20 protein-coding genes and 1 pseudogene are annotated in these 24,852 nt (G+C 48.8%); 6 read left to right on the top strand and 15 right to left on the bottom strand.

What is annotated here, in order from left to right; all coding sequences use genetic code 11:
- Window positions 1–136: 136 nt before the first annotated feature.
- The 4 genes from ACHZBS_RS28280 to ACHZBS_RS28295 are packed head-to-tail and all read left to right on the top strand — an operon-like array spanning window position 137 to window position 4,507.
- The gene (locus ACHZBS_RS28280; RefSeq protein ID WP_319409886.1) at window positions 137–505 is read left to right on the top strand and encodes a response regulator; all 369 of its coding nucleotides are present in this window, start codon (window positions 137–139) and stop codon (window positions 503–505) included.
- Window positions 502–2,688, top strand: coding sequence for an exonuclease domain-containing protein (locus ACHZBS_RS28285; RefSeq protein ID WP_319409887.1), 2,187 nt, complete (start codon window positions 502–504; stop codon window positions 2,686–2,688). Before ACHZBS_RS28280 ends, ACHZBS_RS28285 begins: the two co-directional genes overlap by 4 nt.
- Before the next feature lie 32 nt (window positions 2,689–2,720).
- On the top strand, window positions 2,721–3,818 hold the full coding sequence (locus ACHZBS_RS28290) for a spore photoproduct lyase family protein (RefSeq protein WP_319409888.1): 1,098 nt from the start codon (window positions 2,721–2,723) through the stop codon (window positions 3,816–3,818).
- Entirely contained in the window at window positions 3,815–4,507 is a 693-nt protein-coding gene (locus tag ACHZBS_RS28295) for a thermonuclease family protein (RefSeq protein WP_319409889.1), read from the top strand. Before ACHZBS_RS28290 ends, ACHZBS_RS28295 begins: the two co-directional genes overlap by 4 nt.
- A gap of 71 nt (window positions 4,508–4,578) precedes the next feature.
- On the opposite strand, the gene fusA is transcribed toward ACHZBS_RS28295, so the two are convergent.
- The 7 genes from fusA to ACHZBS_RS28330 all read right to left on the bottom strand — a co-directional run bounded on the left by fusA (window position 4,579) and on the right by ACHZBS_RS28330 (window position 12,470).
- A complete protein-coding gene (gene fusA, locus ACHZBS_RS28300) occupies window positions 4,579–6,645 on the bottom strand; it encodes an elongation factor G (RefSeq protein ID WP_319409890.1) in 2,067 nt (688 codons plus the stop codon).
- A 111-nt stretch (window positions 6,646–6,756) separates the two neighbouring features.
- On the bottom strand, window positions 6,757–7,512 hold the full coding sequence (locus tag ACHZBS_RS28305; protein ID WP_319409891.1) for a TlyA family RNA methyltransferase: 756 nt from the start codon (window positions 7,510–7,512) through the stop codon (window positions 6,757–6,759).
- A 26-nt stretch (window positions 7,513–7,538) separates the two neighbouring features.
- A complete protein-coding gene (gene dxs / locus ACHZBS_RS28310; RefSeq protein ID WP_319409892.1) occupies window positions 7,539–9,434 on the bottom strand; it encodes a 1-deoxy-D-xylulose-5-phosphate synthase in 1,896 nt (631 codons plus the stop codon).
- Window positions 9,435–9,452: 18 nt separating this feature from the next.
- Complete coding sequence (locus ACHZBS_RS28315; RefSeq protein WP_319409893.1) at window positions 9,453–10,346, bottom strand: farnesyl diphosphate synthase; 894 nt, start codon at window positions 10,344–10,346, stop codon at window positions 9,453–9,455.
- A gap of 26 nt (window positions 10,347–10,372) precedes the next feature.
- Entirely contained in the window at window positions 10,373–10,609 is a 237-nt protein-coding gene (xseB, locus tag ACHZBS_RS28320; RefSeq protein WP_319409894.1) for an exodeoxyribonuclease VII small subunit, read from the bottom strand.
- A gap of 107 nt (window positions 10,610–10,716) precedes the next feature.
- Window positions 10,717–12,084: an exodeoxyribonuclease VII large subunit gene (xseA, locus tag ACHZBS_RS28325; RefSeq protein ID WP_319409895.1), complete on the bottom strand. Its 1,368-nt coding sequence runs from the start codon at window positions 12,082–12,084 to the stop codon at window positions 10,717–10,719.
- An 80-nt stretch (window positions 12,085–12,164) separates the two neighbouring features.
- Complete coding sequence (locus ACHZBS_RS28330; protein WP_319409896.1) at window positions 12,165–12,470, bottom strand: hypothetical protein; 306 nt, start codon at window positions 12,468–12,470, stop codon at window positions 12,165–12,167.
- Between the two features lie 171 nt (window positions 12,471–12,641).
- On the opposite strand from ACHZBS_RS28330, the gene ACHZBS_RS28335 reads away from it, so the two are divergent.
- Entirely contained in the window at window positions 12,642–13,337 is a 696-nt protein-coding gene (locus tag ACHZBS_RS28335; protein WP_319409897.1) for a Bax inhibitor-1/YccA family protein, read from the top strand.
- Window positions 13,338–13,440: 103 nt separating this feature from the next.
- Here ACHZBS_RS28335 and glmM read toward each other — a convergent pair whose 3' ends face one another.
- From glmM to ACHZBS_RS28360, 5 genes and pseudogenes are all read right to left on the bottom strand, one after another.
- Window positions 13,441–14,796 (bottom strand): phosphoglucosamine mutase, encoded by a 1,356-nt coding sequence (gene glmM / locus ACHZBS_RS28340; RefSeq protein ID WP_319409898.1) that lies wholly within the window; start codon window positions 14,794–14,796, stop codon window positions 13,441–13,443.
- A 155-nt stretch (window positions 14,797–14,951) separates the two neighbouring features.
- Window positions 14,952–16,199: a protein GlmU gene (locus ACHZBS_RS28345; protein ID WP_319409899.1), complete on the bottom strand. Its 1,248-nt coding sequence runs from the start codon at window positions 16,197–16,199 to the stop codon at window positions 14,952–14,954.
- A 151-nt stretch (window positions 16,200–16,350) separates the two neighbouring features.
- Window positions 16,351–17,402, bottom strand: a pseudogene (locus ACHZBS_RS28350) (IS481 family transposase).
- 384 nt (window positions 17,403–17,786) lie between these two features.
- Window positions 17,787–17,948: a nucleotidyltransferase domain-containing protein gene (locus ACHZBS_RS28355; protein ID WP_394708064.1), complete on the bottom strand. Its 162-nt coding sequence runs from the start codon at window positions 17,946–17,948 to the stop codon at window positions 17,787–17,789.
- Window positions 17,949–17,994: 46 nt separating this feature from the next.
- Window positions 17,995–19,836, bottom strand: coding sequence for a glycosyl transferase (locus ACHZBS_RS28360; RefSeq protein WP_319409900.1), 1,842 nt, complete (start codon window positions 19,834–19,836; stop codon window positions 17,995–17,997).
- Window positions 19,837–20,065: 229 nt separating this feature from the next.
- On the opposite strand from ACHZBS_RS28360, the gene ACHZBS_RS28365 reads away from it, so the two are divergent.
- The gene (locus ACHZBS_RS28365) at window positions 20,066–21,355 is read left to right on the top strand and encodes an IS4 family transposase (protein WP_319409901.1); all 1,290 of its coding nucleotides are present in this window, start codon (window positions 20,066–20,068) and stop codon (window positions 21,353–21,355) included.
- A 242-nt stretch (window positions 21,356–21,597) separates the two neighbouring features.
- On the opposite strand, the gene ACHZBS_RS28370 is transcribed toward ACHZBS_RS28365, so the two are convergent.
- From ACHZBS_RS28370 to ACHZBS_RS28380, 3 genes are read right to left on the bottom strand one after another with little or no spacing between them, the layout of a single operon-like run.
- Complete coding sequence (locus tag ACHZBS_RS28370) at window positions 21,598–22,572, bottom strand: GDP-mannose 4,6-dehydratase (RefSeq protein ID WP_319409902.1); 975 nt, start codon at window positions 22,570–22,572, stop codon at window positions 21,598–21,600.
- A gap of 41 nt (window positions 22,573–22,613) precedes the next feature.
- Complete coding sequence (locus ACHZBS_RS28375) at window positions 22,614–23,318, bottom strand: methyltransferase domain-containing protein (protein WP_319409903.1); 705 nt, start codon at window positions 23,316–23,318, stop codon at window positions 22,614–22,616.
- On the bottom strand, window positions 23,308–24,852 hold the full coding sequence (locus tag ACHZBS_RS28380; RefSeq protein ID WP_319409904.1) for a flippase: 1,545 nt from the start codon (window positions 24,850–24,852) through the stop codon (window positions 23,308–23,310). Before ACHZBS_RS28380 ends, ACHZBS_RS28375 begins: the two co-directional genes overlap by 11 nt.

Consider the following 24,852-nt stretch of genomic DNA (forward strand, 5'->3'; position numbering starts at 1 on the left):
AATCATACCGCGGCGGCGCTGTGGCCGCTATCTGCATCTGTATCCCTACATCCATTGACTGTATCGTCCGGAACAAAAACCGTCGTCACAACATTTGTATTCTTGAAATCCTGTAAAATCGAGGGTATGGATTATTATGGCCAACAAGATTCTGATAGTCGATGACGAGCCGAGCATCACCGTACCATTGAAGTTTTTGATGGAACAAAATCAGTTTGAGGTGCTGGTCGTTCACAGTGGTGAAGACGCCCTTGCTGCTATTGAACATTTCCTGCCTGACCTGATTTTGCTGGATGTAATGCTGCCTAATGTCGATGGGTTTCAGGTTTGTCAGAACCTGAAATCAGACCCGCAGAACAAAGCAATCAAGGTGGTATTTCTTTCCGCAATGACGCGTGATCTGGATATTGCCAAGGGAAATACACTGGGGGCCGATGCCTACATCACCAAACCTTTTTCCAATGCCGATGTGGTCAGGCAGGTCAAAGACCTTCTTTGCGGATGAAACTGAACAATAAATTCTGGTTGTTCGCTGTCGTCTGTATGGCGTTCACAACGGCAATTGCCGTGACCCTGGCGGTACTTTTCTGGCGGCAGATCAACCCATCCGAACAGCAGATGTTGGTGCGCCTGTTAAAAGATCAGTTCTGGTACTTTTTCAGCACCGGTGTATTCCTTTTTGCGGCTTTCGGATTCACCCTGGATTGGTTTTTCCGTTTTTACATCCTTCCTCTGAATCAACTCATCGAAGAAACCCAGGTAATGAATACCGTCAACCCGGCCCATCGCTTGAAGATTGATGGTGGCCGTGAAATCCAGACGCTGGCGGAGTTGATCAACACCTGTGGGGATCAATATGAATCCGCCAAACACATCATTGACCGGACGGTTGAATCGGCCAAGGCGAAAACGGAAGCGGAAAAGAACATATTAGCCACGATTATGGCCGAGCTGACCCAAGGCGTGTTGATATGTGACACGGTGGGCCGGATTCTGTTGTATAACCGGCAGGCGCAACGGGTACTGAACAAAGTTCAACATCCAGGCATTGCGGCGAAGGACGGGGAAACGCACGAAGAGGTGCCGGATGGCTTCGTCGGTTTGCATCGTTCGATCTATTCCCTGATCGACAGGAACGTGATTCAGTACGCCCTCAAAGACATTCAAGGCAAGCTGGACCAAAAAAAAGAAAACGTATCGTCCCATTTTGCGGTGGTAACCCAAAACCGTCGACAACTCCGCGTGGAAACCCTTCCGATCCTGGACGAGGATAGACGTTTTGCCGGATTCGTTCTTATTTTTTCAGACATCACCCTCCAGTTGGAACATGCCGGCCGATTGAATCAACACTTAAAGACTATGGCAAAAAAACTTCGTTCGTCTATTGCCGCAATCCGGTCCACCGTCGATTTGATGATCCAGTTTCCCGACATGGCTGTCGGACAGAAAAATGATTTCCTTGGAAATATTTCCGCCGAAACACAGTCATTGAGCCGGCTGCTGAGAACCGAGCTAACGGAAACAATCAGTTTTGCCAATTCCCGTTGGCCACTATCCCCGATACTTGCCACCGACTTCATTTCAACCCTTAAAAGCGGGACCGTGGCAATCGCCGACATAGATGTTGACGTCGCCGAATGCGATCCCCGGTGCATGATCCGTGTGGACAACTATGCATTGGTGTCGGCAATCAGCTTTGTCCTGGATTGTCTCAAAAAAGAGTTAAATTCGGACTGCAGCCGGATTCGATTGACTGCACCGGGCAATTTGGTTCAAATTGACCTGATCTGGAAAGGTGAACCGGTAAAAATCGAAGCCCTGCGTCAGTGGAGTGATCTGCCATTGACCGGGATGCAAAAAGGTTATCCGTTGACCTTGAAGGAAGTTTTTGAACACCACCACGCGGAAATATGGCCGCATACCGATAAAAAGAACGGCGACGAAACCTGCCTTCGGATATTCATCCCCATGGTCCAATCAGAAGGTGTATCGGAGAATATCCGCCACGTCACACTGCTGCCAAAAGGCCGGCCGGAATTTTACGATTTTGACCTTTTTAATCAACCCGGCCAAACACCCGAGATGGGCAAACGATTGCTGGGGGAACTCACTTATACGGTATTTGACACGGAAACCACTGGATTGGATCCGCGAGGTGGCGATGAAATTATATCCATTGGCGCCATCCGTTTGGTCAACGGCCGATTGCTTCACACGGAGACCATCAATCAACTGGTGGACCCTTGTCGCCCCGTGCCGGCCGAATCCATCAAGTATCATGGCATTGACGACGGAATGCTTAAAGGGAAGCCGTCCATCGAAAAGGTGCTGCCATTTTTTCATCGGTTTGCCCAGAATACGGTGCTGGTGGCCCACAATGCCGCCTTTGACATGCGAATGCTGCAAATGAAGGAGAAAGCGACCGGGATCCGGTTTGTCAATCCGGTGATAGACACCATGCACCTGTCTGCCATTCTCCACCCGGCTCACAATGACCATACCCTGGACACTATTGCCAAACGGTTGGGGGTTACCCTTGTCAAACGACACGATGCGCTGGGAGATGCCATCGCCACCGGCGAAGTATTCCTCAAAATGATTCCACTGCTCAATGAAAAAGGGATATATACGCTCCAGGATGCTCTGACCGCCTCACAACGAACCTACTATTCCATGCTCAAATATTAAAAAACGTGATTAAAAATCAAAGAAAGAACCCCGTGATCATTAAAAAAATGTTCATCGACGCCAATATCGCGTCTCATCCTGACACCGAACGGATTCGTCGTCAGCTTGACCTGCCGGCCGAAACCGTGGATGACCCGGCCTCGATTTACCAATGGATCAACAATGCTGCCGATCCGGTCAGTCGGGGCAAGCAGGTACTCTACCTGACCCGCAACAAAGGTGACTTTTTAAAACCATGTCCAGGCACTCGGGAATACATGTGCTGTGATTACCAGATTCTGCATGTGGCCTCTTTTTGCACCATGGATTGCTCCTACTGTATTCTGCAAAGTTACTTCCATCCGCCGCTGTTGCAGTTTTTCGTTAATCGCGAAGAGTTGGACGCTGAACTGACCGGACTTTTTCAGAAAGAGACCATCAGTCGAGTGGGAACCGGGGAGTTCACGGACAGCCTTATCTGGGAAAAGTGGACCGATCTGACCGATTATCTGGTTACCCGCTTTTCCATTCAGGACAAAGCCGTACTCGAACTGAAAACAAAAACGGTCAGCATTGAAGGACTCCATGGCCTGGACCACCGGCGAAAAACGATTCTCTCCTGGTCATTAAACACGCCAGCTGTCATGAAGCGTGAGGAACGGCGGACCGCTTCGCTGGATGCACGCCTGACGGCTGCAGCCCGCTGCCAGGAATGGGGATACCCATTGGCATTTCACTTCGATCCCATGATAATCTACAATGGCTGTGAGACCGATTACCGGAAAGTGGTTAAACAGCTGTTTCAGCGCATCCGACCGGAGAATATTGTCTGGATCTCTTTAGGTACTTTTCGCTTCATGCCAGCGCTCAAACCTGTCATTGCCCAGCGCTTTCCAGGCTCCAAAATTGCCTACGGCGAATTTATCACCGGCTTGGACAACAAAATGCGTTACTTCAAACCACTGCGTATCGCCCTTTATCGGCTGATGGTGGATTGGATTCGCGAGGCAGCGCCGGAAGTGACCGTCTATTTCTGCATGGAAGACAAGGAGGTGTGGGAAAAAACCATGGGGTGGGTTCCGTCACCAGACGGAGGTTTGGGCCGAATGCTGGACAAAAGTGCCACCAATATCTGTGATTTGAAGCCGTGAATACTTTTCGTGTTAAGCTAAAATACAGCACCCGATGCTGGCTGGGCCTGATTGTGATGATCCTCGTCGCTACGGTTGGCTCCTGCGAGGCTGGCCCCTGGGTTATGGTCAAATGGGTAGCCGATGGCGATACGATTATTTTACAAGACGACAGGCATGTGCGATATATCGGTATCGACACCCCTGAGATCGATCATAACACCCATCGTGCCGAGCCGATGGCTGTTGAGGCACAATCAATGAATCGCAAATTAGTCGAAGGATGGCAACTCCGCCTGGTTTGCGACCAAGAGAAGAAAGATCGCTACGGAAGAACCCTGGCCTATGTTTATCGCAGCGACGGGCTTTTCGTGAATGCCGAATTGCTTAAACAGGGATGCGCCCACGTCTTGTACCGGTTTCCAAACATCAGTAAAGATAAAATTCTGCTTTCCGCCCAACGCGATGCCATGGAAAGTGGCAGGGGCATCTGGCAGAGCGTGAAAAAAAATGAAAAACGACTCCATGCCTATATAGGGAACCGGCGATCAAGGCGATTTCATACCTACGACTGCCCCATGGGGAAAAGCATCTCAGAAAAAAATCGGATTTATTTTAATAATGAATGGATTGGCTTCTGGTCCGGTTATGCACCGGCCAAAGAATGCATCGAATTTCCAAAGGAAAATAAGGACCACGTTAAAAATTAATTCAATGGCTCATAAAAAAAGGAGGACCGACGCCCTCCTTTTTAAAATTCACCATTTGATAACGGTGCCGGTTACTCTTCTTTCTCGGATTTTATCTGTTCAATCACTTTTGTTGCAATCTGGGCCGGAACTTCGTCGTAGCGCAAAAATTCCATGGTATACATGCCGCGTCCGCCGGTCATCGATCTCAGGTCCGGCGCGTAGGTCTGGAACTCGGCCAAGGGCACTTCGGCGTTGATCACCTGGTTCTTACCCGCCGTATCCATCCCGAGGACGCGACCCCGCCGGCTGTTCATATCGCCCATGATGTCGCCCATATATTCATCCGGAGTGGTCACAGTCACTTTCATGACGGGCTCCAGCAACACCGGTTTCGCCTCTTCGCAGGCCTTTTTATAGGCCAGGGAACCGGCTACCTTGAACGCCATTTCCGAAGAGTCCACAGCGTGATAGCTGCCGAAGTCCACGGTGGCTCGGAAATCCACACAGGGGGCTCCGATCAGGGGACCTTTCTGGCAAGCATCTACAATTCCCTTTTCAACGGCCGGAATGTAATTTTTTGGGATTACCCCACCTACGATGGCATCCACAAATTCGAAGCCTGCCCCCCGAGGAAGGGGTTCCATCACGATCCAGCAATCGCCATACTGGCCATGCCCGCCGGACTGTTTTTTATGTTTGCCCTGGACGCGGACTTTTTTCTTGATGGTTTCCCGGTAGGGAATTTTTGGGGTTTTGAGCAGGACTTCGACATTAAATTTCCGTTTGAGTTTTTCGATGGTGCTCTCGATGTGGACCTGACCCAAGCCGGAAAGCAGAATCTCTTTGGTTTCTGGATTGCGCTCCAATCTTAAGGCCGTGTCTTCTTCGAGGAGTTTAGTCAGAGAAATGTAAATTTTATCCTCATCGCCGGTGGCTTTGGATTCCAGTGCAAATGAGATCAGTGTTGGCATGGGTTTGGCGCAGGCATAACGGATCTTGTTATTTTCATCACACAGCGTGTCACCGGTCTTGGTTTCCTTGAGTTTGGCCACGGCTACGATGGATCCGGGACCGGCTTCCGCAGCCGGCTTCTGTTCTTTGCCTGCAATGGTGAGTAGTTGGTTGAATCGCTCCCGGGTCTCTTTGGTCGAATTGTAGAAGTTGCCGTCCCCGCCTAGCTTTCCGGAAACCACTTTGAAAATAGTCAGTCTACCGGCATAGGGATCCGCCACGGTCTTGAACACAAAAGCGGAAAAGGGGGCCTCCGGGTTATATTCCCGTTCTATAATTTCATCATTGGCGGGATTCACACCTTGCTTGGGTGGGTTCTCCAAAGGAGAGGGGAGACAGGTGTTGATAAAATCCATGAGCAGGTCCACACCGATATTACGGGTTGCGGAACCGCAGAGCACGGGTGCAAAAGTACGGGACAGGATGCCTTTTTTCAGCGTTTCGCGGAGTTCCTGATTGGTAATCGTCTCACCTTCCAGATACCGCTCGATGAGTGCATCGTCTGCCTCTGCTACGTTCTCGATGAGCGTTTCCCGCTCTGTCTCAACTGCGTCCTGCATATCGACAGGAATCTCTATCTCTTTTACGTTGCCGCTCTCGTCGTAGCTGTAGGCTTTTCGGCTGATCAGGTCGACGATCCCATTGAAGTCGGCTTCCGCGCCAATGGGCAGCTGAAGGGTAATGGGTTTAGGTGACAGGCACTGCACCGCATCCTCAAAGGTACGGGAAAAATCGGCACGCTCGCGGTCCAGCTTGTTGATGAAAATAGCGCAGGGCAGCTCGAATTCGGATGCAAATTCAGCCACCTGCTCTGTCTGGACCTTGACCCCATCAACGGCATCCACAAGGATGAGGGCGGTATCGGCTGCTTGCATGCATAGTTTGGCATCAGAGATAAAGTTCTGATCGCCTGGCGTGTCAATCAGGCTGATGGTATGCTTTTTCCATGGTAATTGAATGAAACCACTGGAAAGACTGGCCTGTCGCTTGAGTTCTTCCGGTTCGAAATCCATTACCGTGTTGCCATCTTCCACGCGGCCGACGCGGGTGGTCATCCCGGCTTGGTTAATCATGATTTCAGCAAGGGAGGTCTTCCCAGCCCCCCCATGGGCAATCAGTACCACATTTCTTAAGGTTTCATTCATTTGGCCCACTCAAGCTCCTCTCTCCATTGTATTTTCCGCACTGTTCGCAGATTTTGTTTAAGCAGATATTATTAAATCGACGGCTAAAAAAAATCAAGTTCAAAAAACTGACTATGAATCAATATCAAACGGTCGCAGCAGGATAATGAATTCTCGATTTCCCTTGGGCCCCAGAACAGGAGAGGGGATTACCGGCCCGCAAAAAAGCGACTGCTGAGAAAAGAAAGCCCGAAGATCCTCAATGATTTCATCGTGAAGGGCCGGATCCCTGACTACACCGCCCTTGCCCACCTTGCCTTTACCGGCTTCGAACTGGGGCTTTATCAAGCACAGGAGGGTACCGTCGGGCTTTAAAAATTGAAGGGTGGGGGGGACCACGATTTTGAGGGAAATAAAAGAGGTGTCAATGGTCACAAGGTCCACCGGGCGGGTAATCAAGGCTGGATCCATTCTTCGGATGTTGGTTCGTTCGATGACAACCACCCGATCATCCTGCCTCAATGACCATGCCAGCTGGCCATAGCCAACATCCACCGCAAATACCTGGGTGGCGCCGTGTTGCAGCAAACAGTCGGTAAAACCGCCGGTCGAGGCCCCCACATCCAGGCAGACCATGCCGGTGCAATCGATGCGGTTTGCTTTCAGGGCGGCTTCAAGCTTCAGCCCACCGCGGCTCACATAAGGCAAATCATCACCTTTAACGGCGATCTCCACGCCTTCGGGAAACTGGGTTCCGGGTTTGTCGCAGGGCAAATGGTCCACAACAACCCGGCCGGCCATGATCAGCGCTTTGGCCCGTTCCCGGCTTTGGCAGAATTTTTTTTCAACAAGGAGTGTATCGATTCTCTTTTTGATGGCTATACCCACTCTTTATCAGCTTACCAGCCATCGGCTTAAGGGCTCATCATGGACAGCGCGGCGTTGATAATGGCGGGTGCATCCACTTGATATTTGCTGCGCAGGGTTTCTTGCGGTCCGTGCTCCACAAAATGATCGCTGATGCCCAACCGTTTAACGATGACGTCATTTATCTTATGGCTGCAGAGTAATTCAAGAATGGCGCTGCCGAATCCACCTTGAATGGTATTTTCTTCAACAGTGATGATCCGGCGGATATTTTGGGCCAGGGGAATGATCAATTCATGGTCCAATGGCTTGATGAATCTGGCGTTGACCACCGTTGCTTGAACACCATGGTTTTCTTTTAAAAGGGCAGCGGCGCATGTTGCTTCACACACCGTGCTCCCCACAGCAAGGATCACCAGGTCGTCACCGTGGTTCAGAATTTCACCTTTGCCGATGGGAAGGATCGTAAAGTCTTTGTCCTGATCTACCCCGGTTCCCCGACCCCGAGGGTATCTCAAAGAAATGGGCCCGTCGTGGACCATGGCGGTGGCCAGCATGTGGCGTAGCTCGTTTTCGTCCTTCGGGGCCATGACCACCATGTTAGGAATAGTTCTTAAAAAAGAAATGTCAAAAAGACCGTGGTGGGTAGGTCCGTCCTCTCCGACGATCCCTCCGCGATCCAGGGCAAACACCACCGGAAGCCGTTCGATACAAACGTCGTGAATGATCTGATCGTAAGCACGCTGGAGAAACGTTGAATAGATGGTCACCACCGGACGAAATCCTTCAGTGGCCATACCGGCGGCAAACGTGACACCATGCTGTTCGGCAATCCCCACATCGAAAAACCGGTCCGGGTAAGCCTTGGAGAAGGGGACCAGTCCGGTACCTTCCGGCATAGCGGCGGTAACGGCGATGATTTTATCATTCGTTTTGGCCAGTTCTACCATGGTCTGGCCGAACACCTCCGTGTAGCTGGGAACATTGGTGGTTTTTTTTCGGCAGATGCCCGTGTCCACATCAAAAGAACCGACGCCGTGAAAATAGACCGGATTCTGTTCGGCCTGCCGGTATCCCTTGCCTTTTTTGGTGATCACGTGCAGGAGGACCGGCTCATCCATTGTTTTGATATTTGTAAGGATCTTAATTAAATGATCCAGGTTGTGCCCGTCGATGGGGCCGAAATATTCGAAATTAAAGGCTTCGAACAGCATCCCGGGGGTTACGAAGGTTTTAAAGGATTCCTCGCTGCGTTTGGCAAACTGGTAAACATTTTCCCCGATCCGGGGCAGGGATTTGAGAAATTCCCCAAACTCTTTACGCATCATCTGAAGTTTGGATGCGGAAAAAGTGCGGCTGAGCAAAGAGGAGAGCGCGCCTACATTGTGGGAAATGGACATTTCATTGTCGTTTAGGATAACAATCAGATCCTTGTCGTTGTGCGTGTCTCCCGTCTGGTTCAGCCCTTCATAAGCAAGTCCGGCGGTCAGTGAACCATCTCCGATAACGGCCACCACCTTGGATGAATCTTTTTTCAGACGTTTGGCACAGGCAATGCCCAGACCAGCGGAAATAGAGGTGCTGCTGTGTCCGGTGGTAAAGGTGTCGTATGGGCTTTCGCTGCGTCTGGTAAACCCGGAGAGGCCGCCATGGCGGCGCAGGGTGGGGAATTGGTCGCGGCGGCCGGTAAGCAGTTTGTGGGCGTAGGCCTGATGGCCCACATCCCATAGGATTTTATCCGTCGGTGTGTCGAATACATAGTGCAGAGCGATACTCAGTTCAACGGCGCCGAGGCTGGAAGCCAGGTGGCCACCGGAAGTGGATACCACGTTCACGATCGTTTTACGTATTTCTTTTGCCAGATCAGGTAGTTCAGAACGTTTCAGTTTCTTCAGATCGTGGGGTGAGTTTATTTTATCAAGTAGATGCGAGGATTGGTGCAAGTTTCCAGCTCCCTGAGTTTATCGGTTCCGTTCGACGACATAACGTGCAATGGCACGAAGGGAATCTGCTTTGTTATCAAAAGCGTCAAGCGCCTTCAAGGCATTGTTCACCAGTTGGCCGGCAAACGATTCCGCACCGGATAGACCCAACAGCGACGGGTAGGTGTTTTTACCGCGGATCTGATCGGTACCGGTGGATTTTCCCAATCGTTCCGGGTCTCCTTTCACGTTGAGAATGTCGTCGGCCACTTGAAAGGCCAGTCCGATATTTTCGGCATAGGTATGCAGTACCTGCTGCTGGCGCTTTGACGCACCGGATAAAAGTGCACCGGTACTCACTGAAATTTGGATCATTTTTCCAGTTTTCAGGCGATGGAGGGATTCCAGTTCACCTTTCGAAATGACCTTTCCCTCAAAAGCCATATCTCGCATCTGCCCTTCGATCATGCCTTTGAAACCGGCGGCGGAGGCAATCTGGGCAATGGCCAGCAGCCAACGGCGTTGTTCTTCCAAGCCGCACCGGGTGCCGGCTGCCGCCAGGATTTCGAAGGCCAGGGTCAACAGGGCATCTCCGGCAAGGATGGCCGTCGCTTCATCGAATTGGACATGGCAGGTCGGTTTGCCGCGTCTTTTGTCGTCGTTGTCCATGGCCGGCAGGTCGTCATGGATCAATGAATAGGTATGGATGAATTCCAGGGCACAGGCAAGGGGAAACACCGTTTCCCGGCTACCGCCGACGGTTTCCGCCGCGGCGAAGCACAGCACGGGCCGCAATCGCTTTCCACCGGCCATGACAGAATAGGTCATGGCCTGGGATACCCGTGTGACTGGCGATTCGACGGTCAGATAGTGCTGGAGCCTTTCATCCACCGGGTCCCGCACGGCTTTCAGGTACGATTTAAGATCGAACATGATGCGGCTCACCTATCCGTGTCTGTTTATGCTTCCGCGTCAAATGGTTTTTCGACGGGTTCACCCCTATCGTCAGCCATTAGCAAGGTTACCCGCTTTTCGGCTTCATCCAGCATCTCGGTACAAAATCGAGACAGCTTGATGCCGGCCTCGAACTTTTCCAGCGCTTTTTCCAAGGGCAGGTCACCGGATTCGAGTGCCTTGACGATTTTTTCCAGATCATTGACCGCTTTTTCGAAACTTTGTTTCGCCTTTGTTGCCATGGAGAATGATGATCCTTTTTATCGATTATGAATGCTCAAAACTAATCTTTTGATTCAAAATATGTTGCTCAGTTTAACACAAACTCCAGAAAATAATCCAAAACCCATCATTCCGCCTCATTGGTCTTATCGACGACGGAGACCGCTAATTTACCGCGGCCCAAAAGAATTTCAAGTTGTTGGTTAATAGTCACTTTCTTTGCGTTTCGAACAACGGATCGATCGGGCATGGTGCGGGTAATGCTGTATCCACGCTGCAAGATGGCCATGGGATTCAACGCATCGAGCATCGACACCTGTCTCGAGATGCTGTTTTGACCCTCCCGGATGAAATGGTGCATATGAATGACCAATGCATCCTGAAGGGTGGTGACGTGCTTTTGCATGGATACCACCGTTTTGGTGGGTGATATCTGCATCAGCATATTGTGGCGAAAAGTGGTTCCCTCGCTTCTCCGTCTCAAAGTGTTACTCATCAGATAAAGCAGTCGAATCGAATAATCATCCAGCCGCATTCGCATATCCTGGAGTCGGCGCCGGGGATGAATAATCCGGCTGCAAAGCCCATTTAAATGGTTACTTAATAATTTCAGATAGGAATTAAATGTTTTATAAAGCTTTTGATTAGTGTTGTTAATCTGGTTTTTAAGTTCATGTTTTGATGGGACCGCGATTTCGGCAGCCGCGGACGGGGTGGGTGCCCGAAGATCGGCAACGAAATCGGCGATGGTGAAATCCGTTTCATGGCCAACGGCGGAAATGATGGGTATGCTGGATGCAAAAACAGTTCGGGCGACCTGTTCATCGTTAAACGCACAAAGATCCTCAATGGATCCGCCGCCGCGTGCCAGAACAATAAGATCGGTGGTCCCCATTTTATTTAACATGCGGATGGCATGGATAATTTCACCTGGCGCACGATCTCCCTGGACACTGACCGGAACCACCTCTAATGGAAGGTTAGGGAAACGCCGTTGGGCCACCTTGATGAAATCACGAATAGCTGCACCGGTCGGTGAAGTGACGATACTGATTTTTTTGGGCATAACGGGTATCGACATTTTATGCTGCGCATCAAACAATCCTTCATCGGATAACCGTTGTTTCAGTTTTTCAAAGGCAATCTGGAGACCGCCAACACCTTTTGGCTCAAGGTATTCGAAAATAATCTGGTACGATCCTCTCGGTTCATAGACACTGATGCGGCCAAGGCCAATGATGGATAGTCCATCTTCAGGTTTGAATTTGAGGGATCCGGCCTGAGCGCGGAACATAACCGCACTGATTTGCGAATTCGCATCTTTCAAAGTGAAATAACAATGGCCGGATGAAGGAGTCCTGATGTTGGATATTTCACCTGATACCCAAATGAAAGGAAAGTTTTCTTCAAGTAACCGCTTAATTTTTTTATTCAGTTCCGTGACTTCGTATACATGTTGCCGGGAAGGATTGGAACCTGTGATATTTAGTGCCATGGTGTCAAGGTGAAAATGTTAGGTGTAAACGAATAAATGTTCATTGGTCTATAACGTCCGATAAGATATATTATGTAAAGTTATAGATCATGTTCGTGTCTGTCGGGTTCATGGCTGCTCTTCCGGCCACATTTTTGAATGATATCCCTGACGGCTGGCACCACGAACATCTTTTCGTGAGGCAGATCACAAAGGGACTGTGCCAGAATCGTTGTCTTTTTATGCAAGCTGATATTTTTATCGATAATGCAGTTCATTTTCCCTTTAATTAAGCAAAAGCCGCTTTTCACAGGTATTCCGCTGGCGCGAAAGTTTTGCTCGGAGACCGTTACACCCAATTTTTCCGCTAAATCTTTCAGTTCCTGATAAATCTGTTCAGGTCTCATTCCACAGCACCATGTTCGGATGGAGACATCGTTTTCCTTTGAGGGATGAGGAAAACTAACGCGTTGTTCATATCAGCTTTATGCTTGAAAATAAAGAAGCCTGTATTATAATCAGGTACTGACTGACGGGGATTGAAAACGATTAAAAATATAAATATGCGGAGGTGTTAGATGCAGTCGATTCCAATGGAAAGAACCCAGGTACAAGTTCAGGTAAACGCTTTTGTACGTAGCGTGTATAACTGGATGGCCATCGGTCTTGCGTTGACCGGCGCGGTAGCCTGGTTTGTGGCTCACAACGAACCGGTTATGCGCTTTGTATTCCAGGCCCGGTGGATCTTTTTTATAGGGGAATTGGCCCTGGTTTTCATGCTTGCCAGTCGCGTACACAAAATGCAGGCATCGACCGCCACCGGCATGTTCATGTTCTATGCGGCCCTGAATGGTGCGACCATGGCATTCATTTTTCTCGTGTACACCATGTCATCCATTGCCGCCACGTTTTTCATTTGTGCCGGAACGTTTGCCGTCTGCAGTGTCTTTGGGTGGGTCACCAAACGCGATCTTACCGGACTCGGCAGTTTCATGTTCATGGGATTGATCGGGATTATCATCGCATCGGTGGTCAATATATTCCTGAAAAGTCCGGCCATGCAGATGATTATCAGTTATATCGGCGTGCTGGTTTTTACCGGATTGACCGCTTACGACACCCAGAAGCTCAAAACCATGGCTATTTCCCAACCGGCCGGCCTAGACGCCGCGGTGGTCAGAAAAGGGGCTATTATCGGTGCCTTAACGCTTTACCTTGATTTTATCCTGATGTTTCAATATTTACTGATGATTTTCGGTGGCAGCCGCGACTAACAATAAAAAAGCCCCTGAACCATGAGCAAATCTGATTCCGGGGCTTTTTTTCTGTCCGTCTTCTGTTTTCAGATTTCAGTCAACTGACCTCCGACCTCTGTCTTCACCCCAATACCTTCTCAACTACCGATGCAATCTGCTGGCACAAAGATTTCGTTTCCTGCACCGTTGGCCCTTCGACCATCACCCGGCACTGTGGTTGGGTGCCTGAATAGCGCACAAGCACCCTTCCGTTGTCCCGGAGTTCGTTTTCTACGGCATGAATGGCTCGCATGATTTCATCGATCATATCGATTTCCGGTTTCGATTTGACATCCACATTGATCAGGCATTGCGGGAATACGGTCATGACAGCTGCCAGTTCTGACAGGGGTTTTCCCGATGAACGCATAGCTTGCATGAGTTTCAAGGCGGCCAGCATGCCGTCTCCAGTCGTATGGTGATCTAAGAAAATCATGTGCCCGGAATCTTCGCCACCGAAGACAGCGTCAGCCTTTAACATTTCCTCCATGACATAGCGGTCCCCGACATTGGCTTTGATGTGAGTGATACCCATTTGTTTAAGTGCTGCAGCAAAACCAATGTTGCTCATGACCGTTGTGACTACCACCGGGTTGGCCAACTGCCCTTTTTCCATCATGTCTTTGGCACAGATAGCCATAACCTGATCTCCGGAAAGTACCCTTCCGTTTTCATCCACCGCAATCAATCGATCTGCATCCCCGTCAAAGGCCAAGCCCAGATCGGCATTTTCAGCCATGACCGTCTTGGCCAGCACGCCCGGATGCTGCGATCCGCAGTTGTTGTTGATATTAATTCCATTCGGTCTGCAAAAAATACTTTTAACCGTGGTGTTAAGTTTTTCGAAAAGCATTGGTGCAATCTGACTGGCGGCACCATTGGAACAGTCGATAACAAGCTTCATTCCATCCAGCGAAGGCCCCGTGGAAAGGCAGCTTTGCAAAAAATGGCGATAGTGGTCCAAGGCATTTTCGACGAGATGAATCGTACCCATTTGTTTGATTGTTTTGCTTTTTTTATAAAGCGATCCATCATCTTTTATCAGCTTCTCAATGGATCGCTCAGCCTCATCGGAAAGTTTATATCCGTCACCTTTAAATAGTTTAAACCCATTGTCGTAAAAAGGATTGTGAGATGCGGAAATGACAATGCCGGCGTCAAATCCATCGGTTGCGGTCAGGTAGGCCGCACCCGGTGTGGGGATAACGCCGGCCAGATACACATCTTTCCCCATGGAACAGATGCCTGCGGATAGGGCGCTGACGAGCATGTCCCCGGAAATACGGGTGTCCTGGCCGATTAAAAAACGGTCGGCAGCATCTTTTTCGCCATCGAAATAAGCCGCGATGGCTCTTCCCGCTTTCACAGCCGTCTCGCAATCCAACGGGTAGTGGTTGGCTATGCCTCGGATGCCGTCCGTCCCAAATAGTTCGCCCAAAATATGCTTTCCTTGCTTTTGGTATATTTTGAATGGTGCTTACAGCTGGTAGAGAATTTCGGAGCTTCCCAGGACACGTGGGAGCGGTTTCCAGCCGCGATAAAATAAGATCGAAAAATGATCGAGGCTGGAAGCCGCTTCAACATAAAGTCGGTTTATCGGATCGCTGGAAACAGATCCAATATCTGCCCGGTTATCCGATCAACAATCTGTTGGAGCCAGACCGTTCCCCGCAAGGCCTCCCCAGTATCAAGGTTTTTGATCACATCGATGTAGGTGGCCCCGACGCTATCGATTTTTCTATTAATAATCGATAAAAACACCTTGTTTTCTAATGCTTCTATTCTGTCCAAGCAACGAAGAACCAGATCACCGACCTCTTCTCGGTTATTAACCAGTTGAATTTTTTGAAGGATGAGGTTGGCCGAAGCATTATCGCCCATCTGCTGTTGATACAGTTTTTTGGATACCTCCAACTTTTCACAAAAGGCAATAAAGCGCTTGATGCGTTCGAAAATTGCCAGGCGCAACGTGTCAAGCAACCCCTCGTAGAGTTCTTTAGGAAATCGTTCCCCCACAAATTGGCCACGGACGTGGGTATACCAGGCCATCAACGCCACCAGATTGGCTATGTATATTATATTGTTCGTAGCCTGGCGTTTCACATTTCTATAAATGCCGGTGGAATAGGGCGCGCTTCCTCCCCTGCCCCCGCCTTCGAAAACCAGGCGATCCGGTTTAAGTTGATCCTTCCGATATACCGATCCTGCGGCAATCAAGGTTCCATAGGCGATACGGCAAGGGCCTACCAGTCCACCCTGCCCGCCCAGAAAAATGGGATTTTGATTGAGCATCACCCCGTTGGGGACGTCACCGATCAGTGAGGCCGTGGCCTTGTCCTGATTGGGCGTATAGTTGAAATGAATGTAGGAGCTGCCCACCTCGCTGTGGTTTTTCCGGCTCGTCCCACCAGCCATGAGACAGTCACAGAAATTGATCAGGCTGCCCAAGGTCACAAAAGGAAACAGGATGGTCTGTTTCAATCCCACGGTGTGGGCGATGCTTGACTGTTCTTCGAAGATGCTACCTGCCCGCACATGGGCACCGGAACCGGCTTCGGCACCTTCTAAAAAGACGGCATTTTCAAAGTAGCCCCCCTTCAGTTTTACATTAGGACCGACATAGCAGTTTTTAATCGTGACCGGAGCCTCATAGCCCAGTTCGACATTGTCGCAAACCAGGGTCTTGTCACCGAAGAGCCTGCATCCGGCATGGATGATCACACCCTCAGAGGCAATGCGTTCAACATCAACCGCGTCGTTGATTTCCACACTTTCGGGTGCGGGAACGCCGACTCCTTTTTTTATCAGGACAACAATTTTGTTATGGGGTTTATTAGTCATCGGTAAAGCGCGTGGGGTAGGCAATTATTTTTTCAACGCTGTCAAGCAATACAGGAGTCAGTTCCAGCACGCTTTCAAAGATTGCATAAATTGTCCTGAACGGAACTTGAGTTGACAGTGGTCAGAAACCTTCTGGATGTGTCAACGACAGTTATGCAGCATTTATTTTTTCCAGATTCTTTTCTTTATATCGCTGCTTGCCTTCAATGAATGTTTCCATTGGCGTACGACCTTTGCAGCGTTTTCCCTGATGGGTTCGTTTTGTATTATACTCGTCCATATACTCATCCAGGTCGATCTGTAAAGTCTCAAGATCACGATACAGCTTCTTTCGAAATGCCACACGGTAGAACTCATTCAGCACGGTTTGGTGGAAACGCTCGCAAATACCATTAGTTTGAGGGCTTCTGACCTTAGTTTTGGTATGGTCGATTTCGTTGAGTTGCAGGAACAACTCGTAAGGGTGTTTATCCAGGCTGCCACAAAACTCGGTTCCCCGATCCGTCAATACCCGCACAATACAGGGACATTGTGTTCCTCAAAGAAAGGCAACACACGGTCATTGAGCGTATCGGCAGCGGTGACGGGGATCTTGGCCGTATACAGCTTGGCAAAGGCCACCGACGAATAGGTATCGACCACCGTTTGCTGATAGATCCGGCCGACACCTTTCAGATACCCGACATAAAAGGTATCCTGGCTGATCAGATAACCCGAATGTTGGGTTTCGATTTCATCCGGGTGAGATTCCCGACTGCGCTTGGCTGTTTCCAACGCCGTCAATTGGGCCTCGGTGTAAACAATGCCTTCTTTGGCTGCCCGCTCTTCAAGCGATGCCAGACGTTTTTTGAAAGTTTCCAGATCGTGCCGAATCCAGATGCTTCGAACACCGCCGGATGACACCAGAATGCCCTCTTTACGCAGTTCATTGGCAGCTCGTGCCTGACCATAAGCCGGATATTCAAATGCCATTTTGATCACGGCCGCTTCAATTTCAGGAGCAACCCGATTTTTGATACACGGCTTGCGCCGGCTTTTATCCTTGAGGCCTTCAAGGCCGTGCTCTTCATACGCTTTTTTAATGTCGTAGAAATGTTGGCGGGAAACGCCGTTGATGCGGCAGGCCTGGGAAACATTCTTGAGGTATTCGGCCAGTTCCAGTATGCTGAGTTTAGCTCTTGCGATTTTGTCTTGGGTGGTCATGATGTGCCTCCTGTTTTAGATTGTTTGGCGACAATCCAGAAGGTATCTGACCACCCATTTTTTAGCAAGGTGTCAAGTCAAGTCCGTCCTCATACACATAAATCATATCTGATTTATACTCATGGGCAATCTCATTTTTCAACAATCTGATCTGAATAAAATTGTCTGCGTTTTCAATGACCCTTTTTTTCAGCCCGATTGATTCGGTCCCTGACAGTCCCAATTTCTTCCAATTCAACCACATCAAAATACCGGAACATTTTTTGTAAAATAATATCGCTGAGCCTGGCAAATCTTACTGATCATTGCTATTTTTTCAATGACCCAATCGATTTTCTGATCCTCCATGGTGTCGAACCAAACGGCTTTGATCTTCAGTTTGTCCTAAAACGTCAAACGCGAGGAAAAAACCAGGATGTCAATGTCCCCGCCTTTTTGGCGATCATCGACCCTTGATCCGAAAAGGTATATCCTGGCTTCAGGGTCAAAGCGGATAACGGCATCGACAACAGCAGATTCCCATGCGGGGATAATCTCATGGTTCATTTTTAAGGCGATGCCGGTTTACCAGATCACCGTTATTTTTGGCGCCCTAAATGTTCTTAAAAAGTTCAACCGGATCCAATTGAATGGAAAATTTTCTTAGAAACAATCCATTTTCACGGCAATAGCGGATTGCTTCCCGATATGCCTTTGTATCGGAGTTGTCGCTAAACGATAAGATAACCCCTCGAATTGTATTCTTATTTCTCAGCTCGGATAAATGCTCAAGGTTCCCCAAAATGGGGTACCCTTGGATTTTCTTTCCAATTTTAAGCGGGTCGTCATCCAAAAAGCCCACGGGATTGATATTCAGTGTTTTGTTATTCAAAATCTCTCTCAGCAGCAGTTCACCGCCCTGGCCTGCCCCATATATAACTACAGGATCCCCGGTCAGGGTTTTGCGTTTCATCGTTTCCGTAAACAGGCGAAAAGATCCGCGGGTCCCTAACAAAAAAACGGTCGTCAACAGGTAGTCGATAACAAAGACGCCTTTTGAGAAATCAGTGAACCGGTACAAGATGGTGGCCGCAGTGATCACAACCAGGGTTGCCAGAGCTGAACAGCGGATGTACTGAAAAACATCACGTGTGCTAATGTATTGCCAAAATCCTTTATAGATTCCGGAGAGATAGAATACAATCAGTTTGATAGGAATAATAATCGGCAGTGATTTCAGAAAAACGCGAAAATAACGGGTAAAATCACTTCCGTCAAACCGAAGCCGGTAACTCAGATAATAGGCAAATGCCACCAGACCAACATCCAGAATGACCATCATCATCTGGCGTTTGTAGGTCAGTTCAATCAACACCGGGGTGAATATCCGTCCTCGCAGGAGCGAAAATTCTTTATCGGGGTAAACCCTCAGTTGCGCCAAGTAGATTCCCATAAGCCCAATGGCCAGGACGATAGGAATGATGACGGCCGGCGAGGTCAATGAGTCGCTTTGACTGACGAAAACCGCGGCGACGCCGGATACGGTGCCAATTCCATAGAGAAATAAAACGGCATGGGTCTCGCTGAGTCCCATCAAAACCAGGCGATGCGAGGTGTGGTCCCTGCCGCCCGTTGAGGCTTTACGGCCGCTGAGCAGTCGAATGGTGGTCACCAGGGAGGTATCTAAAAGTGGCACCATTAAAAGCAAAACCGGAACGCAGACAATGGAAAGTCTGTTTTGGGGATCGATTTCGGAATGGTATAAACTCAAGACGGCAATGGCAAACCCAATTACCAAGCTGCCGCAGTCACCCATGAAGATGGAGGCCGGCTTGAAGTTGTAAACAAGAAAAGCGGCGCAGGCACCTGAAATGATTACCGCAACCGCCAATGCCACAGGGTCCATCGAGAAATAGAGTGCCGACATGGACAAAGAAGACACCATAGCCACGCCGGCACAAAGCCCGTCCATGTTGTCCAGCAGATTGAATGCGTTAGTGATTCCAACGATCCAGACCAGTGTAAATATGGTGTCCAATGTCAACGATGTGAACCAGTTGAGTCTGAACCCCAGGAAAGTCACCATGCTGGCGACGATGATTTGCCCGATGAGCTTGGATTGCGGTTTGAGATTGATGAAATCGTCTGCCAACCCGATGAAAAAAAGGATTGTCGCCCCTACCAGAATAACTGCCGCAACGGATGGCAACACGGTTCCATGACCCGCATCAATGAATTTCCTCCAAATCGAATCCACGCCCCCTACCATCCACAGAGGCACACTTATTCCGAGAAAGATGGCAATGCCGCCCATCAAGGCCGTGGTCTTCTTATGCCAGCGATCTTCCCGCGGTCGCGCCACCCAGCCGTTTCTAATGGCAATCAGGCGCACCACGGGAGTCATGGTCAGACTGATCAGAAACGCGGCCGCGCCGAGCAGTAGATTGGTTTCCATTGAAAAGAAGGAGGTCAATTATGAATTGTTAATCAATGTCATTAACTTAAGAAGTAGTAAAACGCTATAACATATCAAATATATTGCAAATTTACTTGTTTTAGGTGAATCGACATGGTATACTCGCTTTCAATAATAACAGCCAGTTATATAATCGAAAGGAGAATACCATGTCGAAAATTAGCGAGAGTTTTGGAAAAGTTGGCACGAAACCTGGATTTCAATGTATGTGCCAAAACAATTGAATTTGTACGAGAAATTGTCTCCTCGCCTGACTTCATCGCCCGTCATCGAAAAATACAAGAACGACTTCACCCGTAAAAGAAAACTACCGTTTCATGTCTTGATCGTTTTTCTCATCAACCTGGTCAAAGGCTCCTATCAGGACGAACTGGATAAATTCTTCAAGACAATACTGCGTTTCGATGTCGCCAAACGGGTCTTATCGAAGGCGGCCTTGGCAAAGGCTCGAATGAAACTGAAGTTCGAAGCCTTTGTCGAGTTGAATCTACAGTTGATCACCTATTTTGAAAAGCACTTTCGTCCCAAGTTGTGGTTCGGCCTCCGGTTGTTGGCCATTGACGGTTCCACAACAAAATTGCCAATGACGGATGATGTCGTCCGGCACTTTGGTGTCTGGAATGTCCGCCAGGGTGCGCCATCTCCTATGGCACGCGTATCTCAGCTTTTCGATGTCCTCAACAAAATAACTGTCGATGCCCTTATCAAACCCAAACGGATCGGTGAACGCGATCTGGCGGCGCAACACCTGCTCAACGTGATGCCCAACGATTTGATCCTGCTCGATAGAGGTTATCCGGCATGGTGGCTTTTCAACCTGATCCTTTCCATGCAGGCCAACTTTTGTGCCCGCGTGTCTTGCACCAAATGGAAAATCGTTCGCAAGTTTTTCCGTTCCGGGCTATCTGAAAAGGTCGTCACCGTGCCTGTGCATTCTACTTCGATTGCCCAATGCAGGCAAATGGGGCTGGACACGACCCCTTTGAAACTCCGCCTGATCCGCATTGAAAACGATGGGAAGGTTGCCGTTTTAATCACCTCGCTGGTTGACACGGAAAAATATCCCATCGAATTGTTTGGCGACCTTTACCACAAAAGATGGCCGGTGGAAGAAGATTATAAGATCATCAAATGCCGGATCGAATTGGATAACTTTTCCGGACAATCGGCGCTATCCGTGTATCAAGACTTTCACGCCAAGGTGTTCGCCAAAAACCTGGTCTGGATGATGGCTTTTCATGTCCAGGACCGGATAGACGATGAGATTGTCCATACAAAACACCGATACCAGATCAATTTCACCCAGGCGCTTTCAAAAAGCAAAGGCGTGATCGCCCTGCTCTTTCTTGATGCCAACAGGTTGATCAAGCGCTTGATAGTCGACCTGCAATATATTTTTCAAAGAACCGTAGAACCGATCAGGCCGGGAAGAAAATATCCACGAAATCATAAAGCGAAACCACGGCGATACTTCCCTCAATACAAGCCAATCGGTTAAGTTAATGACATTGAATTGTTAATTGCAGTAAATTAAACCTCGGGTTATGCCCGAGCGACCCGAAAAGGTTCTGACCGATCCGGCGAGACAAGCAATCAAAAAACAATTTTTCGAACATCGAACGTCCAATAATGCGATCGCTTCGCTCCAACGTTTGATAAAATAAAAACACTATCGTTCTATTTGCTGCATCCAGAGAATTAGGGATTCAGCATTCATAAAAAAGAAAAAATTCCGTTTCTCTACCTGCTTTTGATATAGTCAATGACTTTAGACAGGATAAAATCAAGGCTTTTATCCGGAGCAAAACCCGTCATCTGTTCAAGTTTCTCCGTGCTCGGTACCCGGCGTTGCATATCCTCGAAATCTTTTCCAAAAGCCTCGGCATAGGGAATCAGTTGGATCGACGACGACGATCCGGTCATGTCTATGATTTTCTGGGCCAGATTCAGAATGGAGATCTCTTCAATGCCCCCCACATTGATCACCTCTCCAATCGCTTGATCGGATGCCATCAAGGTCATCAACGAAGCTACGACATCCTTGACGTAGGTAAAAGTGCGCGTTTGGGTGCCGTCGCCGAATACGGTGATGGGTTTATTTTTCAGCGCCTGGGCGACAAAACGGGGGATAACCATCCCATAGGCGCCCGTCTGCCGAGGCCCGACTGTGTTGAAAAGACGGGTAATGACCACCTCGAGTCCATTGGTCCGGTAGTGGGCCAGGGCCGTGAATTCGTCCATCAATTTCGAGGCGGCATAGCTCCAGCGGAACTTACTCGACGGGCCGTAGATGATGTTGTCGGTTTCCACCAGAGGCGCATGCATGTGCTTACCGTAAACCTCCGATGTCGAAGCGATCAACACCCGTTTTTTAAATTTGTTACACATTTCAAGAATTTTTTCAGTCCCTTGAATATTGGTAACGATGGACTCCAGCGGCTTGTCCAGAATGGTCTGCACTCCGACCGCCGCCGCCAGGTGGTAGACCACATCACAGATGCCGGTAAGTTCCAGCATCATGTCATGATTTAAGATCGTGTTGATATGGACAAACATTTTGTTTTTATAGGTAGGATTCTCCTGAAGGAAGCGGATATTTTCTATCGACCCGGTGGAAAGATCATCGATGATGTAGACGTCATCACCTTTTTCAAGGAGGGTTTCCGCCAGATGAGAACCAATGAAACCGGCGCCGCCGGTGATTAGAACGCGCACAATAAGACTCCTTTATTATGTTATTTCTCTATTGAGAGTGATCATGCCGTTTTTATTTTTATGGCCACGATGCGAACTTCCAACAAGGGGATGATCGTGAGGGCAATTTTTTTCATAAGTCGAAAACCGAAGGCTCCCATTCCCAAACGCAACGCCAATACCGATAGGGCTCGGTCATAGCCGTATCTACCCAAGCCTGCCTGTTTGATTTTAAAACCCAGATCCGTTACCAAGTTGCCTAGTGTTTGGACATTCCAGGAATAAAGATGATGATTGGGTTCAATTGGATCATAGATTCGGTATTTTCGTTCCTTTTCATAGGGAACGATCAAGATGAGTTTCCCCTCATTTTTCAAAAGACGGTTGATTTCCATCAGTACCTGAGCCGGATCCGGTGTATGCTCGAGCACATGATGGCAAATGGTCGTATCAATGGATGCATCCGTCAACGCTCTGGTATCGGTAATGAAGTCAATGCTCTTGGCTGAAAGCTGATCCTTCAAAAATAGAGATAAATCATACCCCAGCCGCTGTTTACAGGCAATGTTTTCAAGATTCCAACCAGGGCCAACGCCGTATTCCAAAACAACATCATCCGGGGCGACATGCCCCGCCAGTTTTTCAGAACGATTTTGGGCAATCCATTTGTGGGCGGGGTTTGGCACATCATGTTTTTGATGATAAACTTTTCCTGCTTCCCCCTGATACCTCTTTTTCACTTGAATTGCATCATTGTCAGATCGCATTTAAAAATCTCCTGGATATCCGATCCCGGTCCTGGTCGTTGAAAATGATGAACCATACAAACCAAGCAAAGGAAAGGATAACGGCAAGACAGAAGCAACTTTTATAGAATACATTTTCAAAGTACGCCGTTACGATAAAGCATAGTAATGCCATTGCCAGGATTCGCAGCTGGTTATGGATCTTGCCATCAATCTCAGGAAGAATCTTGCCGGCGAATAAAAAAACAATCAATCCGTCAGCACCCAATCGCATGGTCCAAGCAATGGCCGCTCCCTTTGTTCCGCCTAACGTTATCAGCTGCCATAGCAGAAAACAATATAACGGTAATTCAATCATGTGAAGCTTTGCAAGGATATCCGGTCGACCGGCTCCCTGAAGCAGCGCATATGGTACTTGAGCAATCCCATGCAGAAAAACGCCCACCAGCATCCACCTTAAAACAATGCTGCTCTTCTCGGCAAATTCACGTCCCAACCAGAAATCGAGTCCTTCAAAGGAATAAGTAATCGAAACCAGAATGATCGGAAACAGGATAACGAAAAGGTATTTTAAACTGTTCGAAAACAACTCGGAAGCCAAGCGCAAATCCCTGACCAGACTGGTTGAAAAGGCAGGGAAAAGGACTCCCAGTAAGGCCCATGGCAGCATCCATAACTTCGTTGCCACTTCATTCGGGGTCGCATAGAAAGCAACGGCAGCGGTCGAAATCAAGCTGCCAATAAAAAAACGATCGATGTAGATCATCAACGGACTGATGACATTACATACGGTAATCCAACCGCCATATGACAACAGGGGACGGACTAAATCACGGCGGAAACCAATACCGGATTTCATGAAAGATACTATTTGGGTGCACATCTTCAATTGGATCAGTATGGCAAGCAATCGTCCCGCAATCAATGCCGCCAGAACTGGATGAAGGGCGTTTGAATACCATTTTATTATCGGAATCGGAGCGACAAAGACATAGATTCCCATGGGAACGCGAACCCAGTTGATCAGGTCGAATTTCTGATAAGCACTCAATACACCCCGCAACCCCACACTGAGGATAACTATCGGTACGGAACACGCCAGGAGATAGAAGCTGATTTGCGTTTCTCTTCTTAATTCCGATGAGATGGTAAGAACATGGTCAACTATCCAAGGCAGGAAGACAATCAACGCTGCAGCAACCAAAAGCCCGAACAGCGCCATTACCACCAGAGATGTCCATACCAAATAAGGGATCTGCGACTGCTCACTGGTTCCCAGTTTTTCGGCCACCATCTTTGTCAGTGCCCGGTTCAAACCGAAGTCAAACAAGCTGAAATAGCCAATAACCGCCCAGGCCAACGTCAGAATCCCAAATCGTTCGATACCCATTCCACGAACGATGACGGGGATCGTCAGCAGGGCGACGACCATGGGCGCACAATAACCGAAGATATTCAGGATGCTGTTGCGGGTAATTCTACGGCCGCTGGTCAGATTGTGGTCATGCTCGCCCAATGCCTGTTCACATTTTTCTTCGTTATTATTGTTCTGCAA

The organism is uncultured Desulfosarcina sp., from assembly GCF_963664155.2.
Lineage (GTDB): Bacteria > Desulfobacterota > Desulfobacteria > Desulfobacterales > Desulfosarcinaceae > Desulfosarcina.